The 14,869-nt window shown below is 61.6% G+C and carries 15 protein-coding genes; 9 read left to right on the forward strand and 6 right to left on the reverse strand.

What is annotated here, in order from left to right:
* Positions 1 to 78 precede the first annotated feature (78 nt).
* From LPB73_RS27190 to LPB73_RS27210, 5 genes are all read left to right on the forward strand, one after another.
* Positions 79 to 1,266: a PHB depolymerase family esterase gene (locus LPB73_RS27190; protein WP_231078798.1), complete on the forward strand. Its 1,188-nt coding sequence runs from the start codon at positions 79 to 81 to the stop codon at positions 1,264 to 1,266.
* A 100-nt stretch (positions 1,267 to 1,366) separates the two neighbouring features.
* Positions 1,367 to 3,856 (forward strand): hybrid sensor histidine kinase/response regulator, encoded by a 2,490-nt coding sequence (locus tag LPB73_RS27195; RefSeq protein WP_231081266.1) that lies wholly within the window; start codon positions 1,367 to 1,369, stop codon positions 3,854 to 3,856.
* 193 nt (positions 3,857 to 4,049) lie between these two features.
* Positions 4,050 to 4,469: a DUF1236 domain-containing protein gene (locus LPB73_RS27200; protein WP_068730422.1), complete on the forward strand. Its 420-nt coding sequence runs from the start codon at positions 4,050 to 4,052 to the stop codon at positions 4,467 to 4,469.
* Between the two features lie 166 nt (positions 4,470 to 4,635).
* Positions 4,636 to 5,607 carry an acyl-CoA desaturase gene (locus LPB73_RS27205; protein ID WP_231078799.1) on the forward strand — a complete coding sequence of 324 codons (972 nt, stop codon included), beginning with the start codon at positions 4,636 to 4,638 and terminating at the stop codon, positions 5,605 to 5,607.
* Positions 5,608 to 5,672: 65 nt separating this feature from the next.
* Entirely contained in the window at positions 5,673 to 5,924 is a 252-nt protein-coding gene (locus LPB73_RS27210) for a hypothetical protein (protein ID WP_093757625.1), read from the forward strand.
* A gap of 5 nt (positions 5,925 to 5,929) precedes the next feature.
* Here the strand turns inward: LPB73_RS27210 and LPB73_RS27215 are convergent, their stop codons facing one another.
* The 3 genes from LPB73_RS27215 to LPB73_RS27225 form a co-directional block, all read right to left on the reverse strand.
* On the reverse strand, positions 5,930 to 6,256 hold the full coding sequence (locus LPB73_RS27215; RefSeq protein ID WP_089263487.1) for a hypothetical protein: 327 nt from the start codon (positions 6,254 to 6,256) through the stop codon (positions 5,930 to 5,932).
* A 7-nt stretch (positions 6,257 to 6,263) separates the two neighbouring features.
* Positions 6,264 to 6,932 carry an MBL fold metallo-hydrolase gene (locus LPB73_RS27220; protein ID WP_231078800.1) on the reverse strand — a complete coding sequence of 223 codons (669 nt, stop codon included), beginning with the start codon at positions 6,930 to 6,932 and terminating at the stop codon, positions 6,264 to 6,266.
* A 152-nt stretch (positions 6,933 to 7,084) separates the two neighbouring features.
* Complete coding sequence (locus tag LPB73_RS27225; RefSeq protein WP_231078801.1) at positions 7,085 to 8,209, reverse strand: vWA domain-containing protein; 1,125 nt, start codon at positions 8,207 to 8,209, stop codon at positions 7,085 to 7,087.
* Between the two features lie 147 nt (positions 8,210 to 8,356).
* Here LPB73_RS27225 and LPB73_RS27230 point away from each other — a divergent pair, with 147 nt between their 5' ends.
* Positions 8,357 to 8,851, forward strand: coding sequence for an MmcB family DNA repair protein (locus LPB73_RS27230; RefSeq protein WP_089263490.1), 495 nt, complete (start codon positions 8,357 to 8,359; stop codon positions 8,849 to 8,851).
* Positions 8,852 to 8,865: 14 nt separating this feature from the next.
* Here the strand turns inward: LPB73_RS27230 and LPB73_RS27235 are convergent, their stop codons facing one another.
* Positions 8,866 to 9,420 (reverse strand): ActR/PrrA/RegA family redox response regulator transcription factor, encoded by a 555-nt coding sequence (locus LPB73_RS27235; RefSeq protein WP_089263491.1) that lies wholly within the window; start codon positions 9,418 to 9,420, stop codon positions 8,866 to 8,868.
* Between the two features lie 214 nt (positions 9,421 to 9,634).
* On the opposite strand from LPB73_RS27235, the gene LPB73_RS27240 reads away from it, so the two are divergent.
* Complete coding sequence (locus tag LPB73_RS27240; RefSeq protein WP_231078802.1) at positions 9,635 to 10,900, forward strand: MFS transporter; 1,266 nt, start codon at positions 9,635 to 9,637, stop codon at positions 10,898 to 10,900.
* Between the two features lie 94 nt (positions 10,901 to 10,994).
* Here the strand turns inward: LPB73_RS27240 and LPB73_RS27245 are convergent, their stop codons facing one another.
* Together LPB73_RS27245 and LPB73_RS27250 are read right to left on the reverse strand one after the other, a co-directional pair.
* On the reverse strand, positions 10,995 to 11,492 hold the full coding sequence (locus tag LPB73_RS27245; RefSeq protein WP_231078803.1) for a VOC family protein: 498 nt from the start codon (positions 11,490 to 11,492) through the stop codon (positions 10,995 to 10,997).
* 143 nt (positions 11,493 to 11,635) lie between these two features.
* Positions 11,636 to 12,181, reverse strand: coding sequence for a carboxymuconolactone decarboxylase family protein (locus tag LPB73_RS27250; protein WP_231078804.1), 546 nt, complete (start codon positions 12,179 to 12,181; stop codon positions 11,636 to 11,638).
* Positions 12,182 to 12,353: 172 nt separating this feature from the next.
* Between LPB73_RS27250 and LPB73_RS27255 the strand changes: the two genes are divergently transcribed.
* Complete coding sequence (locus LPB73_RS27255) at positions 12,354 to 13,538, forward strand: acyl-CoA dehydrogenase family protein (protein ID WP_231078805.1); 1,185 nt, start codon at positions 12,354 to 12,356, stop codon at positions 13,536 to 13,538.
* Between the two features lie 163 nt (positions 13,539 to 13,701).
* The gene (locus LPB73_RS27260; RefSeq protein ID WP_175369170.1) at positions 13,702 to 14,838 is read left to right on the forward strand and encodes an acyl-CoA dehydrogenase family protein; all 1,137 of its coding nucleotides are present in this window, start codon (positions 13,702 to 13,704) and stop codon (positions 14,836 to 14,838) included.
* The last annotated feature ends 31 nt before the right edge of the window (positions 14,839 to 14,869 follow it).

Genomic DNA, 14,869 nt, shown 5'->3' on the forward strand with positions numbered 1-14,869 from the left:
CGTATTTGTTTTATTTTGCAGTGCAGCAACCATATGTCGTCGGTACTGTTGTATAAGCCTGACGACCTAGGAGCTGCCGTGTCTCTTGCCGATAATATCGATTTCCTCCGCAATCTCCCGAAACCGCCCGGAATCAATACGTTGCAGGGGTTGGCGCGCGGCCGTGCGTCGGCAGGTTTGAGTCCGATCAGCGAATCAACGGGTTTCGGCAGCAATCCCGGCGACCTCCGTATGTTCAGTTACGTGCCCGCCACGCTGGCAGCAAATCCGGCATTGGTCGTCGTGCTGCACGGATGCACCCAGAACGCTGCGGGCTATGACAACGGCACCGGCTGGTCTGCTCTGGCCGAGCGCTATGGTTTCGCGCTGCTGATGCCCGAACAGAAGTCGTCCAATAATGGCAACACCTGCTTCAACTGGTTCAACGCCGATGATATCGCGCGGGATAGCGGCGAAGCGCTCTCGATCCGAGAGATGATCGAGCAGATGGCCGTGGACCACGATGTGGACCGCAAGCGTATCTTCGTTACTGGTCTGTCGGCCGGCGGCGCGATGACGTCGGTGATGCTCGCAACCTATCCTGACGTGTTTGCGGCCGGCGCCATCATTGCGGGCCTGCCTTACGGTATCGCCACCACCATGCAGGAAGCGCTGAGCGGCATGTATCGCGCGGCGCCGCGTGCCGCGAACGATCTCGGCAACCTCGTGCGCAAGGCATCGCCGCATACCGGTGAGTGGCCGAAAGTGTCCGTCTGGCACGGCAGTGCCGATCGCACCGTCAATCCGGCCAATGCCGGCGAGATCGTCAAGCAATGGCTCGACCTTCACGGCCTGCCGCCCGCACCGATGTCCGCCGTGGATGTCGATGGCTATCCGCGTGAGGTGTGGTGGAACAAGGACGGTGAAACCGTCGTGGAATCCTTCACGATCACCGACATGGCGCATGGCACGCCGCTGGCGATTGCCGGACAGGACGAGCCCTATGGTGCCGCCGGTGCCTTCCTGCTCGAAGCCGGCATCTCATCCTCCTATCATATCGCGCAGTTCTTCGGCCTTACCCGGCAGCTTGCACCCCGCAATGTCGAAGCTGCAGCCGTGGAACCCGCGGCGCCGGCGGATGCCACTGTCTCATCGGTGACGCAAAAGCCGCGCACGTCAGGCGATCGACGCGCCGCGCGCCGCGATCCCGTAGGACGGCGGTCTATCGATATCAACGGTGCCATTACTCGTGCCCTCACGGCTGCCGGTCTCATCAAGTCACCCTGACAAGTAACAGGGCGTGATCGGCGCCGATTTGCGCCAGGTCTGACAGGGCGCTAAGTTCTCAAGATACGTCAGATTGGTCTTGCGTACCGATTGCCCGCGCATGCTGGATGCCCATCGACCGAATTCGCCCGACTTTCTCGCCGGTGGAGGCGAGATGGGCGCGTTGATGCGTGCTTACGATTGGGCATCGCATCCGATCGGAGCACCGGACACCTGGCCGCAGAGTCTGCGCACTGCGATCCGGATCGTTCTGAATACCAACCACCCGATGTTCATCTGGTGGGGACCGGACCTCATCCAGTTCTATAATGACGCCTATGCCCTGACCATGGATGCACAACAGCATCACGCAGGGCTGGGCGCGCGTGGCCGTGAATTCTGGCACGAGATCTGGCCCATCATCGGCCCGCAGATCGCGCAGGTGATGAGTGGCGGCGGTGCCACCTGGCACGAAAACCAGCTGATCCCCATGACGCGCAATGGTAAGCTCGAACACAGCTATTGGACCTACAGCTACAGTCCGCTCGATCTGGATGACGGCGTCGGCGGTGTGCTGGTGGTTTGCCGCGATGTCACTCGGGATCATGAAGCGACCATTGTCTTGCGCGAGCGAGAAGCAGAGCTCGCGCGCGTGCAGCAGATCGGCCAGATCGGCGGTCTCGAAGTCGATCTGCGTACCGGCTTCCGCAATCGTCGATCGCCCGAATATCTGATCGTTCATGGTTTGCCGCCGGAAGCGGCCAACGAGTCGCACGAAGATTGGGTGCGTCGCATCCATCCCGAGGATCGCGAGGCGACGGAGCAGAAGTTTCGCGACGCGGTGAAAAGCGGCGTGCGCGACTATACTGTGCAGTATCGCATCATTCGCCCGAGCGATGGCCAGACCCGCTGGATTTCAGTGCGGTCCTATATCGAGCGCGACGACGCGGGAAAGCCGCTGCGGCTGGTCGGTGCGCATACCGACGTCACCGATCAGGTGCTGGCCGAGCAGGCGCTGCGCAAGAGCGAGGATGAGGCGCGTCGGCTCGCGGCAAAACTTGCAGACCTCAATGAGACGCTGGAGCAGCGCGTGCGCGACAAGACGCGTGAGCGCGACCGGATCTGGAGCGTGTCGCAGGATCTCCTGATGGTCTCCGACCATGATGGCGTCTGGCGCACCGTCAATCCGGCCTGGACGCGCACGCTCGGCTGGAGCGAGGCCGAGCTGCTCAACAAGACCTCGCGCTGGCTCGAGCATCCCGAGGATCAGGCCAGGACGATGGCCGAGGTCGACAAGCTTGCCGCCGGCGAACCGACGATCCGCTTCGAGAATCGCCTTCGCCACAAGGATGGCTCCTATCGCTGGCTGTCCTGGACGGCGGTGCCGGATCAGAACCAGATCTATTGCGTGGCGCGCGATGTCACTGCCGAGAAGGCTGCTGCCGAACGCCTTAAAAATACTGAAGAGGCCCTGCGGCAGTCGCAGAAGATGGAGGCTGTCGGTCAGCTCACCGGCGGCATCGCGCATGACTTCAACAACCTGCTCACCGGCATCGTCGGCTCGCTCGACCTGATGCAGACACGGCTCGGTCAGGGTCGCACCGACAATATCGCGCGCTATATCGACGCTGCGATGACCTCGGCCAATCGTGCGGCTGCGCTGACGCACCGGTTGCTGGCCTTCGCGCGGCGGCAACCGCTGATTCCGAAAAGCGTCGATGCCAATATGCTGATCGTCTCGCTGGAGGATCTGTTGCGCCGGACCATCGGCGAGACGCTGGATCTCGATATCGCGGCGGCGCCCGATTTGTGGTGCACGCTGTGCGATCCGAACCAGTTGGAGAGCGCGTTGCTCAATCTGGCGATCAATGCGCGGGACGCGATGCCTGATGGTGGGCACCTGAAGATCGCGACACAGAATGTGCGCGTCGATGCCATCAATGCCAATGCGCCGGCTCTGACGCCCGGCGACTATATCTGCATCAGCGTCAGCGACAGCGGAACCGGCATGAGCCCGGAGGTCGTGGCGCGCGCCTTCGATCCGTTCTTCACGACAAAGCCGATCGGGCAGGGCACGGGCCTCGGCCTATCGATGATCTACGGCTTCGCGCGTCAATCCAACGGACATGTCAGCATCGACAGCAGGCTCGATATCGGGACGACCGTGAAACTGTATCTGCCGCGCCATGAGGGAGACGCTGCCGCACAGGATGCGGCCCCGCTGAAGGGCGATCAGCATGTGGCCGCAGGCGAAACCCTGCTGGTGGTCGAGGATGAGCCGGTGGTGCGCTCTGTCATCGTCGATATGTTGAAGGACGAAGGCTATCGCGTGCTTGAGGCAGTTGATGGTCCGTCGGGCTTGCGGGTCCTGCGCGAGACGCCGAATATCGATCTGCTGGTCACCGATATCGGGCTGCCCGGCATGAACGGCCGTCAGCTTGCCGATCAGGCGCGCGAGGCGCGGCCGGACTTGAAGATCCTGTTCATCACCGGTTATTCCGAAAGCGTCGTTATGGCGAAAGGCTTTCTGCTGCCTGGGATGGAGATGATCACCAAGCCGTTCGACCTCGATCATTTCCTGCGCCGCATCCGCGCGATGGTCACGAGCTAAAGCGTTTTCAAGCGAAGTGGATACCGGTTCGCGTCTAGAAAGCGTCAGAATTAAAGGCGTAGCCCTCCGGTTCCATATCTCTCCAGATATTTCAGCCTCGGTGCGCAGGTTCTAACAGTTCAATCGCCGGAACCATTGTGCGGCCGCGAGCTTGTATCGGCGCAATACCGATCAATCAAAACTGGAGATCATCATGATCCGCCGTCTTCTTGGAACCGCTGCCATCGTCGCCATGATGGCTCTTCCCGCCGTTGCTCAGGCTCAGGGTGTCCCCGGAGGCATTGAGCGTGGTGCGCGCGATGGCGAGCGCGCAGCTGGTCCTGTGGGCGCTATCGTAGGCGGCACCATTGGTGGTGTCGTCGGCGGCGTAGCCGGCGTGCTCGGTGTCGACGATCGTCCGCGGTTCCGCAGCTATGTCGTGGAACAGCGTCGCCCATCCTACACCTATAGCAACGAAGTTCGTGTCGGTGCCGTGCTGCCTGAGAGCGGCGTGACCTATTACGAGGTTCCCGCGGAATACAATTCCGCCCGTGAATACCGCTACACCGTGGTCAATGGTCGCACGGTTCTCGTCGAGCCGCGCACCCATCGCATTGTCGAAGTGATCGATTAAGCCGATCAATAAATGACTTTTCGAACGGGCCGCCTTCAGGCGGCCTGTTTTGTTCCATCTATGGCCTGCGGCGTATCTGTAGTCAGCGCCGATGTTCTCGCGTAGAGAAGTGCCGGGGAATCACACGAGCACCACGCGGCGATCAATCGCCCGGATGCGGAGAACGATGGCCATCAGCAATCGCGATCAGATCGCCCCTGCCATCGCACTGGACATTCCCCTTGCCGATCGTACCGAGACAGGTCTCGCTTTGCCGGACGGCGTGCAGCCCTATCGCATCGACTGGCTCAACACGCTCACCATCGCCACCTTTCACGCACTCGCACTACTCGCGCTGATGCCGATGTTCTTCAACTGGACAGCGGTGATTGTGGCGGTCATCGCAGCGCGGTTGTTCGGCCTCATCGGCATCAATATCGGTTATCACCGGTTGCTGACGCATCGTGGTTTCAAGTGTCCGAAACGGCTGGAGCACGCTTTCGTTGTCGTGGCGATCTGCTGCGCCGAGGATACGCCGGCGCGCTGGGTTGCCATCCATCGCCGTCATCACGAGAAGTCCGACGAGCAGCCGGACCCACACAGCCCGCTTGCCAGCTTCTTCTGGGGCCATATGGGCTGGCTGCTGGTGAAGAACCCGGACCTGTCCCGCCTCGGCATCTATGAACGATATGCCAAGGACGTCCTGCGCGATCCGTTCTATGTCGCGCTGGAGCGCAATCTCTGGCAGCTGAAGATCCTGCTCATCCAGATCAACGTCTTCTTCTTTGCGGGCCTGGCCGGCAAACTGCTGTGGGGCGGCTCATGGGCCGAGGCCGTGCAGTTCGCTTTGAGCATCGTCATCTGGGCGGTCTTCGTGCGAACCGTCTTCGTCTGGCATCAGACCTGGGCGGTCAACTCGGTCACCCACATCTGGGGCTATCGCAACTACGCGACCGATGAGGACAGCCGCAATAATCTGTTCATTGGCTACCTCGCCCATGGCGAGGGCTGGCATAACAACCATCACGCCGATCAGCGCTCCGCGCGCCATGGCCATCGCTGGTGGGAGTTCGATACCACCTATCTGACGATCCGCCTGCTGGAGAAGCTCGGCCTGGTATCGGATATTGTCGAGCCGCGGCATACGACCAAGAGGTAAGGCCTGCCAAGCTCGAGCATGCCACACGAGATGCAACTTTTCGTCACAATTCGCGTTACTACACCATGATGACGAAGCCCGATATCTGGTACGTGGCGTTTGGCCCCGACAAATCCGTGAAGTCCGACACTCGTGCGACAAACGGTGTGCGTACGACCAGGACCTTCAAATCCGAAATCGATGCAAAACTGTTCGCCCGGGAAATCCTGGCCAAAGGCTGGACCGCTACAGCCGGCACACTCAATCCATATCAACCCAAGCGCACCATTGCGGCATCGCAGATCGAAGACTGGGCCGATCCTGCTCGAGCCGACTAATCTGGCTAGATGACTTCGTAGGCGAAAAACAGAATGATTACCGTGATCGCGACGAGGCCTCCCAGAAAGCACTGATCGGCAATCGACTCGCAGCGCTCGCTGAGTTGGCGGTTTTGCGACTTCCGCATCGATGTGTAGGACGCGACCGCGCTGGCGAGGAAGAACAGCGAGGCGATGGCCGAATATTCATCGACCCGGCTGGGGCCGATCTGCGGCTCCATGATCTTGACCAGTCCGATCAGCGTCGCGCAGACGCCGATCATCGTTCCGGAGCTCGGCAGGATGTGCTTGGAAAGCGCTCCTTGCTCCCCGGAGGCCCTGTCGTCACTCATGGCGGGATTATGCCTCGCCGGTGAGGAACGGGTTGGTCATGCGCTCCTGGCCGATGCTGGAGCCCGGGCCATGACCGCAGATGAACCCGACATCGTCGCCGAGCGGGATCAGCTTGGTCGTAATCGAATTGATCAATGTCTCATGGCTGCCGCCGGGGAAATCGGTCCGCCCGATGGAGCCTGCGAATAGCACGTCGCCGACATGGGCGAATTTCATCGCCTTGCTGTAATACACGACGCTCCCAGGCGAATGACCGGGGCAGTGCAAGATGTCGAAAGTCAGGCCGCCGACGCTGACGGTGTCGCCTTCATTGAGCCAGCGATCGGGCATGAAGTTGCGGGTGCCCGTCATGCCGTACTTCGCGCCGCTGTCCTCGACATGTTCGAGCAGGAACGTATCGGCGACATGCGGGCCGATGATCTCGACCTTCAGCGTTTCGCGCAGCTCGTCGGCGCCGCCGACATGGTCGATATGGCCGTGGGTCAGCCAGATCTGTTCGACCTTCACATTGGCCTTGGCAATGGCGTCCAGGATCAGCGGCACGTCGCCGCCGGGATCGATCACCACGGCCTGCCGCGTGGCCTCATCCCACAGCAACATGCAGTTCTGCTGAAACAGGGTCACCGGAATGATGGTGCCCCCGGCCTGGGCTTTATGTTCGGTTTCATCTGTCATCGCGCCACAATGCTGATTTTTGCGGGCGAGAAAAGGGAAATTTGGGCGCTTTCTTCTTCCCCTCTCCCGCCTTCGCTTCGCTCAGGCACCCTCTCCCGCGGCGCGCAGCCTCGCTGCGCTGGGGGAGAGGGGAGGGAAAGGACGACCGCGTTCTACTTCTTCAACTGCACCTTCAACGTCGCCTCCACCTCGCGATCGAAGGACGACGCCTTGGCCGGCGCCTTGTCGCGCTGGGTCATGAGGTAGGCATCACGCTTGGCCACCAGCGCGGTCAGCTTGTCGTTCAGCGCCTTGCGATCCTTCATCTGCTTGCCGAGCTCATCGGCGCGCTGCTGCGGCGACAATTTGCGAATGGCCTCAGGCAATTCATCTTCCTTCACGCTGTCGAGCTTCTGCTTGCCGGCGGACACGTCGCTGACGAGGTCGCCGCCGCCGGTGACGGCTTCCGACGACACTTTCGCGCGCTTGTTGATGTAGCTCGCCATATCCGTTGCCGAGGCGGGCGCCGCCGCTGCGACTTCCGAGAGCTGTCGTGTCTTGTTCTCGGTGTGCTTCTGCAGCGCGCGGGGGCCGTAGGGGATCACCGTCTTGTTGATGTCGTTCTGCAGGATGATGATCTCTTCGTCATAGGGTGTCTCGATGATGACGATCTGGCCGCCATCCTGCGGGATTGCGATGAAACGGCCGTCGCCGCGCTGGGCAACGTCGCGCCAGACCTTCTCCGTATCGCGGGCAGCGCCTGCCAGAACAGCGTTGACGATGATATCCTTCTGCTTCGCGACTTCGAGCGTGGTCGTGTATTTCGTGTCCTGCTGATAATCCATATGCGGCGGTGCGTCGCCGACCAGGAAGACGATACGCCTGACATCGCTACCCTTGGTCCATTGCAGCTTGTTGACGGCGACATCGAGCGCCTCGTTGACGCTTTCCGGCCAATCGCCGCCACCCTGCGCCCGGACCTGCAGCAGGTTGCCATAGAGATCCTGGATGTCGGGGGTGAGGTCGAAGGTCTTGGTCACGTAGTCGTCGCCGATGTCGCGATAGGCGACGAGACCCATGCGGATGTCGGCGTCGGGATTACTGTCGAGGATGGTGGTCGCGATCGACCAGATCTTGCGCTTGGCGCCCTCAATCAGGCCGCTCATGGAACCGGTAGTGTCGAGCACGAAGGCGACTTCGACGGTCGGCTTGGCCTGTGCGGAACCGGCGAAAATCGCTTGCGGCAAAGTTGCGGCAGCCGCGAGCAGAACGACGCGACCGAGATGGGCTAAGCTCATGAGATGTCTCCGTAATCCGGGCTGCAGCGATGATTTTCGGCGCACGTCGTCGCTTGCGGAAAACTTGTGGCCGCTTGCGACATTCATACGGCCGACCGGCGGGAGACGTGATGTGCGGCCCCGCCGAAATCGGCTAAGTTTGTCGCCATGGAATCGAACGCCGTTCACACCCCCGCGCTGATTTTCGATCGCCGCCAGTCGGAGACGGCACTGGCCATTGCGCGCGGAACCACAAGGCTGCTGCGGTCGCTGGGATTCTCATGCGTCAGCGAATTGCCGCTGCCATCCGGACGGCGTGCGGATCTGGTTGCGCTGAACGAACGCGGCGATGTCTGGATTGTCGAGATCAAGTCATCGATCGAGGATTTGCGGGCTGATCAGAAATGGCCCGAGTATCGCGCGCATTGCGACCGGCTGTTCTTCGCCTTCACGCAGGATCTGCCGTGCGAGATTTTTCCCGCTGACACAGGCCTGATCGTGGCGGATGCCTATGGCGCGCATGTTCATTGCGATGCACCGGAGCATCGTCTCCCGGCGCCGACGCGCAAGGGCATGATGCTGCGCTTCGCGATGACCGCGGCGCACAGACTGAACAGGCTGCACGACCCTCAAGGTCATGCAGCCTGGCCGAACGAAATCTAGCTTTTAAAGAAGGCTCAGCGCGGCGCGCGCTTGGCGAGAATGCGCTGCAGCGTACGGCGATGCATGTTCAGACGACGTGCGGTTTCCGAGACGTTGCGGTTGCACATCTCATAGATGCGCTGGATGTGTTCCCAGCGCACGCGGTCGGCCGACATCGGGTTGTTCGGCAGTTCGGACTTGTCATTGTCGATCGCGAGCAGCGCTGCAACAACGTCATCGGCATCGGCCGGCTTCGACAGATAGTCGACGGCACCCATCTTCACTGCTGTCACGGCGGTGGCGATGTTGCCATAGCCGGTGAGCACGATGGCGCGCGCATCGGGGCGCTGCTGCTTCAGCGCCGACACGACATCGAGGCCGTTGCCGTCACCGAGACGAAGATCGACCACAGCAAAAGCGGGTGCTGACTTGCTGATCTGGGCGAGACCTTCGGAAACGGAGTCGCAGGATGTGACCGTGAAGCCGCGCGTTTCCATTGCACGCGAAAGACGCTCCAGAAACGGCTTGTCGTCCTCCACGATCAGGAGCGAGCGGTCGGTCTGTTCAGTCACTTCGGCGAGCGCATTCACGGTTCAAAATCCTCCATATCCAATACGATACCATATGGCGCTGCCGAATGCAGCTGCCAAGGGTGTGAAGATTTGAATGGCTTGATTGTGAAGTTAATCCAAAAGCGTTTTGGCCCGTAAAACGGGTGGTTAATTCTAATCACGGTGGTACATCAGCGCGGCGTGTTGTCGCAGAGCAGCATGATGGACGAAACGTAATGAAAGCAGATCCGGAATGGACGCGACTCCGACTGGGCCGAAGAAGCCCGAGGTAAATGACGAGACATCCGCTCGTTACGACGGCTGGCGTATCGTCGGTGTTTGTTTCCTGCTCGCGACATTCGGCTGGGCGCTCGGCTTCTATGGCCAGAGCGTCTATCTCGCGGAACTTCAGCGCGTGCATGGCTGGCCGGCCTCGACCATCGCAACGGCCACGACCTTCTTCTATCTTGTCGGCGCATTGCTGGTCGCATTCGTAAGCGAAGCGATGCGCGCGCTCGGGCCGCGCAACTGTTTGCTGGCCGGCGTCGGCGTGATGGCGTTTGCCACCATCCTGCTCGGACAGATCACGTCGCCCTGGCAGCTCTATGCGGTGAATGTGCTGCTCGCATTCGGCTGGGCCGGCACCAGTCTCGGCGCCATCACCAACACGCTCGGTCTGTGGTTCGACAAGAAGCGCGGTATGGCCATCAGTCTTGCGCTGAATGGCGCGAGTTTCGGCGGCATCGTCGGCGTGCCTCTGATGGTGACGGCGAGCAATGCATTCGGCTTTGGCGGCGCGACTATCGCAGCAGCGATCGCGATGCTTGTGCTGCTCGTCCCGGTGATCATCATCTTCGTCGGCCATCCGCCGCATCGCGCAGCATCCGCCACACCGGACGGTGTTGCCGCTACGGCCAGCGCGCCATCGTCGACACGCATTCGCGCGGAGGCAATGCGCGACGTGGCGTTCCTGACGCTCACCATTGCTTTTGCGTTCGGATTATTTGCGCAGGTCGGCTTCATCGTGCACCTGATCTCGTTTCTCGATCCGGTGATCGGCCGCGAGCGCGCGGCGGCCGCGGTATCGCTGCTGACACTGATGGCGGTGGTTGGCCGCGTCTTGTTCTCGACAGTGATCGACCGGCTCAATCAGCGACTGGCATCGGCGCTGTCGTTTCTCAGCCAGGCGACGGCGCTTGCGATCATCATCAATTCGCGCAATGAGGCGCTGGTGTTCTTTGCCTGCGCGTTGTTCGGCTTTTCGGTTGGAAACCTGATCACGCTGCCGGCGCTGATCGTGCAGCGCGAATTTGCCGCACGCTCGTTCGGGGTGCTGGTCAGCCTGATCACGGCGGCGACGCAGGTCACTTACGCTTTCGGTCCGGGCATTGTCGGCTGGCTGCGCGATCTTTCGGGCAGTTACGCCGTGCCGTTTTATGTCTGCATGGCGTTGCAGGTGGCCGCAGCCGTGTTGATCATGGTGCGGGGGCGAAAGAGCAAAGCTCTCACCTCATGGTGAGGAGGCGCGTAGCGCCGTCTCGAACCATGAGCCGCTTGGCACATCCTTCGAGACGCCGCGCGAAGGGCGCGGCTCCTCAGGATGAGGACTGAGTTTATGTCTGCCGCTGCTTCAGCAGCTCCTCAACATCCAGCCGCTTCGTAAACATCGCAATCCCGCCATCGCCACTCCGTGGCCACTCCGCCTCCGGCCGATCCCAATATAACTCGACGCCGTTCTGGTCAGGGTCGCGCAGATACAGCGCTTCGCTGACGCCGTGGTCGCTGGCGCCGTCAAGCTGTATGCCGGCCGAGAGCACGCGGTGTAGCGCGTCGGCCAATGCGGCGCGGGTGGGATACAGGATCGCGGTATGGAAAAGACCTGTCGTGCCGGGCGCCGGCGGCTGGCCGCCTTTGCTCTCCCAGGTGTTAAGGCCGATGTGGTGATGGTAATCGCCGGCGGCGATGAAGACAGCCTGATCGCCATAGCGTTGCTTGACCTGAAAGCCGAGGACGTCGCGGTAAAAGCCGAGCGCGCGATCAAGATCGGCAACCTTCAGGTGAACATGCCCGATCCGTGTGCCTGCGGGGATCGGCGTGGTGGGGTCGGGCATGTCGAAGCTCCTGAATGGTGTGACGCTCGGGACGATCTAGTCACGCGATCGCAGGAAGGGTAGAGCGTCTTCGCGAAACCCATCGTTTCCGGGAATTGGATTGATGGGTTTCGCCGCGCTTTACTCATCCCAAGGGACGTCGGCTATGCAAGCTCGGACACCAGCCCGTCCGGCAGGCCGAATTCGTAGGTGTTCAGCGTCATTGAGACCATGGCGTAGTAGCCGCACAGGCCGATGATCTCGACGAGGCCCTGGGCGCCCAGCGTCTCGGTGGCTTCGTCATAGAGCGGCTTGGACAGGCCCTGTGCCTCGTGCAGCGACTTGGCGACGTCATAGATCACCCGCGCCTTCTTCTCGCTGAAACTCGGCGTACGACGGTTCTTGATGTCTTCGATGACGGCGGGATCGAGACCGCCGTCCAGCGCCATCTTCTTGTGGGCGTACCATTCGAAATGCGCGGTCCAGTGCCGTGCGGTGACGAGGATCGCCAGCTCGGCATGCGCCGGCGTCAGCGTGGTGTCGTAGCGCAGAAACGCGCCGAGGCGGGTCGCGTGCCGGGCCATATTCGGGCTGGCGAGCCAGGCCATCATCGGCTCCGGCGGGCGTCCGCGCTTGCTGGCGATCGACTCGTCATAGATGGACTTCTGGTCGGGAGACATTTCGCCAGGCGAAAGCCACTTGAGACGCATGTTGTTTCCTCGTGTGTTTTTGCTCGTTGTCCTTTGGCGATACACCGGAATGGCGAGCCTGACTACTTCCGCTTTGCAGCAGGCCATTGAATTCCACGAAGTGGCGAGTAAGCTTCGCCCAACAACATTGCGGATGCTCGGCATCCCGCGCACAAAATGGATGGAAACGCTGATGTCGGATCTCGATCAATTTCGCAGCGAGACGCGCGCCTGGCTTGAGGCCAATTGCCCGCCGGAGATGCGCAAGCCGATGAGCTCGGACGAGGATACGTTCTGGGGCGGTCGCAATGCGAAGTACTCATCCGAGCCGCAGCGGATCTGGTTCGAACGGATGCGCGACAGGGGCTGGACCGTGCCGCATTGGCCAAAGGAATATGGCGGCGGCGGCCTCGACGGCGAACAGACGAAGATCCTGCGCCAGGAAATGGCTGCGATCTCCGCCCGTCTGCCGCTGGTGTCGTTCGGCATTTCCATGCTCGGGCCGGCGCTGCTGAAATATGGCACCGACGCCCAGAAGCAGGAGCATCTGCCGAAGATCGCCGCGGGCCTGATCCGCTGGTGCCAGGGCTATTCCGAGCCCAATGCCGGCTCCGATCTGGCCTCGTTGCAAACGCGCGCTGAGAGCGACGGCGATGACTATCTCATCACCGGTCAGAAGATCTGGACGTCTTATGCGAACTATGCCGACTGGATCTTCTGCCTGGTGCGTACGGACGCGTCCGGCAAGAAGCATGACGGCATCAGCTTCATCCTGTTCGATATGACGTCGAAAGGTGTCTCCACCAAGCCGATCCTGCTGATCTCCGGCAAGTCGCCCTTCTGCGAAACTTTCTTCGATAGCGTCCGCGTGCCGAAGTCGCATGTGCTCGGCACTGTCGATCGCGGCTGGGACGTGGCGAAATACCTGCTGCAGCACGAGCGTGCGATGATCTCTGGCATGGGCGAGCGCGGCGCCGGCCGACCGCTTGGCCAGGTGGCTGCCGACTCCATCGGGGCGGACGAACAGGGCCGCCTCGACGATGCGATGCTGCGCGGACAAATCGCAAGTTTCGAAGTCGACGAGGCCGCATTGGCCTGCGCGGCCGAGCGCGCGGTCGATCTGGCGAAGGCGGGGCAGGCGCATCCGGCGTTTTCGTCGGCGATGAAATATTACGGCACCGAACTCAACAAGCGCCGCCATGAAATCCTGATGTCATCGGGCGGCATCGATGCACTGGAATGGGAAAGCCAGCGCTCGCATGAAGGCGCACGTCCGCGGGCGTGGCTGCGTACCAAGGCGAATTCGATCGAAGGCGGCACCAGCGAGGTGATGCTGGGGATCGTTGCCAAACGCATTCTGGATTTGCCGGGGGCGTGAATTTCACTCTGCCCTCATCCTGAGGAGTGGCCGAAGGCCGCGTCTCGAAGGATGGTGGTGCACTCCATCTCATGGTTCGAGACGGCGCTTCGCGCCTCCTCACCATGAGGACTGAGCTAGGATCAATTTGGTCGCCAGACCGCCTCATCATTGGATCACACCCATGCCTCTCCTCCTCAACGAAGAACAGACCATGCTGCGCGACAGTGCCCGCGGCTTTATCGGCGACAAGGCGCCGGTCAGCCATTTCCGGCAGCTCCGCGATAGCAAGGATGCGACCGGGTTCTCGCGCGACTATTGGCGCGCGTTTTCCGAGATGGGATTTGCCGGATTGCTGGTGCCGGACGCGTTCGGCGGCAGCGGGCTCGGCGCCGTCGAAGCCGGCGTCGTGATGGAAGAGATCGGCCGCACGCTGATGCCGTCGCCATTCTTCTCCACGGCTGTGCTGGGCGTCTCGGCGCTGAATCGGGGCAGCGACGCGCAGAAGTCGGAATACCTGACAAAAATCGCCAATGGCGCGCTGCTGGCGGCGCTGGCCATCGACGAAGGCGCGAAGCATCGTCCGCTGCAAACGGCGATGAAGGCCGCGCGCTCCGGCAATGGCTTCAAGCTGAACGGCGCGAAGGCCTTTGTCGTCGATGGCCACACCGCCGATCTCCTGATCGTCGCGGCGCGCAGCGCAGGTGCGCCGGGTGAGCGCGACGGCCTCACGCTGTTTCTGGTCGATCCGAAGGCCAAGGGTATCGCGCTCGAGCGCACCGCGATGGTGGATTCGCACAATGCAGCGCGGATCACGTTCGACAATGTCGAGGTTACCGCCGACAGCGTGCTCGGCGATGTCGATCAGGGCGGGGCATTGCTGGATGGCGTGCTGAATATCGGCCGCGGCGCCGTCGCGGCGGAGATGGTCGGGCTGTCAGACGAAGTGTTCGGCCGCACCGTGACCTATCTCAAGGAGCGCAAGCAGTTCGGCAAGCTGATCGGTGAATTCCAGGCCCTTCAACATCGCGCCGCGCATCTCTATACCGAGATCGAAGTCACGCGTGCGGCCGTGCTGAAGGCACTGCAGCTGATCGATGACGGCGCACCGACGGCGCCGGCCGCGATTGCCGTCGCCAAGGCCAAGGCCGGGACCACGGCGACGCTGGCCGTGCAGGAAGGCGTGCAGATGCATGGCGGCATGGGCATGACCGACCAGTTCGACATCGGCTTCTTCATGAAGCGCGCGCGGGTCTGCCAGGAATTGCTGGGGGACAGCAATTATCACGCGGACCAACTGGCGCGGCTGAAGAATTATTGAGGCGGGCGCTCTTAACCTCTCCCCGCGCTTT

The organism is Tardiphaga sp. 37S4, from assembly GCF_021044645.1.
GTDB classification, from domain to species: domain Bacteria; phylum Pseudomonadota; class Alphaproteobacteria; order Rhizobiales; family Xanthobacteraceae; genus Tardiphaga; species Tardiphaga robiniae.

Bases quoted from the DNA above. Each gene is read 5' to 3' on its own strand.
- LPB73_RS27215 (WP_089263487.1), bottom strand. From the start codon at position 6,256: ATGAGTGACGACAGGGCCTCCGGGGAGCAAGGAGCGCTTTCCAAGCAC.
- LPB73_RS27195 (WP_231081266.1), top strand. From the start codon at position 1,367: ATGCTGGATGCCCATCGACCGAATTCGCCCGACTTTCTCGCCGGTGGA.
- LPB73_RS27220 (WP_231078800.1), bottom strand. From the start codon at position 6,932: ATGACAGATGAAACCGAACATAAAGCCCAGGCCGGGGGCACCATCATT.
- LPB73_RS27255 (WP_231078805.1), top strand. From the start codon at position 12,354: ATGTCGGATCTCGATCAATTTCGCAGCGAGACGCGCGCCTGGCTTGAG.
- LPB73_RS27205 (WP_231078799.1), top strand. From the start codon at position 4,636: ATGGCCATCAGCAATCGCGATCAGATCGCCCCTGCCATCGCACTGGAC.
- LPB73_RS27225 (WP_231078801.1), bottom strand. From the start codon at position 8,209: ATGAGCTTAGCCCATCTCGGTCGCGTCGTTCTGCTCGCGGCTGCCGCA.
- LPB73_RS27250 (WP_231078804.1), bottom strand. From the start codon at position 12,181: ATGCGTCTCAAGTGGCTTTCGCCTGGCGAAATGTCTCCCGACCAGAAG.
- LPB73_RS27245 (WP_231078803.1), bottom strand. From the start codon at position 11,492: ATGCCCGACCCCACCACGCCGATCCCCGCAGGCACACGGATCGGGCAT.
- LPB73_RS27200 (WP_068730422.1), top strand. From the start codon at position 4,050: ATGATCCGCCGTCTTCTTGGAACCGCTGCCATCGTCGCCATGATGGCT.
- LPB73_RS27210 (WP_093757625.1), top strand. From the start codon at position 5,673: ATGATGACGAAGCCCGATATCTGGTACGTGGCGTTTGGCCCCGACAAA.
- LPB73_RS27260 (WP_175369170.1), top strand. From the start codon at position 13,702: ATGCCTCTCCTCCTCAACGAAGAACAGACCATGCTGCGCGACAGTGCC.
- LPB73_RS27230 (WP_089263490.1), top strand. From the start codon at position 8,357: ATGGAATCGAACGCCGTTCACACCCCCGCGCTGATTTTCGATCGCCGC.
- LPB73_RS27240 (WP_231078802.1), top strand. From the start codon at position 9,635: ATGGACGCGACTCCGACTGGGCCGAAGAAGCCCGAGGTAAATGACGAG.